Source organism: Nocardia sp. NPDC059236 (genome assembly GCF_042754085.1).
Lineage (GTDB): Bacteria > Actinomycetota > Actinomycetes > Mycobacteriales > Mycobacteriaceae > Nocardia.
This window is the reverse complement of record NZ_JBHZAF010000132.1, coordinates 1-1,001: the sequence shown is the minus strand read 5'-3', so window position 1 is coordinate 1,001 and position 1,001 is coordinate 1. Positions and strand designations below refer to the sequence as shown.

Annotated in this window: 1 pseudogene; it reads right to left on the bottom strand. The window is 73.6% G+C overall.

What is annotated here, in order from left to right:
- A pseudogene (locus ACFXIV_RS48445) lies at positions 1–1,001 on the bottom strand (hypothetical protein); the annotation flags it as partial.

Here is a 1,001-nt window from a genome sequence, read left to right as displayed (position 1 = left end):
GTGGGTACCCGGCGTCGTGGGGCAGCCGCAGCACCAAGGTGTGCTCGCCCTCGCGGACGGCGCGCTGGGCCACCTTCGTGAAGGTGCGGGGCGCCGCGACGTGGTCGTGCTGGCTGACGGGGTGCCGCGCGCCGAGGGCCTGCTGGTAGATGCTGTGCGAGTCGAAGATGATCCGACCGTCGTCGGGGCTCTCCAGCGGTGGGCGGAACGCGAGGAGGCAGACGAGGCCCCAGACGCCCACTGCTGAGGCCAGCGCCGCCGCCGCGCGTCCGTACGGCAGCAGAAAGGCCGGCAGCAGCATCAGGAAGAGTCCGGGCAGGATCATCCGGCCGTGCATGAAGTCACCGCCGACCTTCACGACGAAGAGCACCGACAGCGCTCCGGTCACCACGGGGGCCGCGACCAGGGCGGCGTCCGCGGTGCGTACCGGTTGCGCCGACCATCCGCGGGCTCGGCGGGCCAGCTCCCGCAGGCCGAAGGCGGCGAGGAGGCCGAGCGGTACCCACAGGGCGTACGGATGGAGGGTGTTGACCAGATAGCCCCAGCCGTACTCCCACTGGGTGCCGGAGGCCTCCTTGGCGATGGCCGGGAGCGGGACGAGTACGCCGTAGTACCCGGCGCGGAAGAGCTCGTACGCGAGGGGCAGCGCCAGGGCCGCGCCGGCCCAGCCGAGGGTGGTGCGCGGCGCGGGGCGCCACATCAGCCACAGCGCGGCCAGGAAGACCGCGCTGACCAGGGTGAGGTCCGGCCGCACGAGCGGGCCCAGACCGAGTGCGAACGCGATGGCGGGCAGCGCCCGGCCACCGGGCGCGGTCCGGTCGCCTGTTGCCTGGTCGGTTGCGGCTCGGGCGGTTGCGGTCCGGTCGAGTCCGGCCCGCGCCCGGACCAGCAGCCACCAGCAGCCGCCGAGGTAGGTGAAGGTGAGCCCGGTCTCCAGTCCGGAGGTCGCGTAGTCCCAGGTCGCGCACAGCGGGAGCAGTACCAGTACGCCCGCGGGCAGC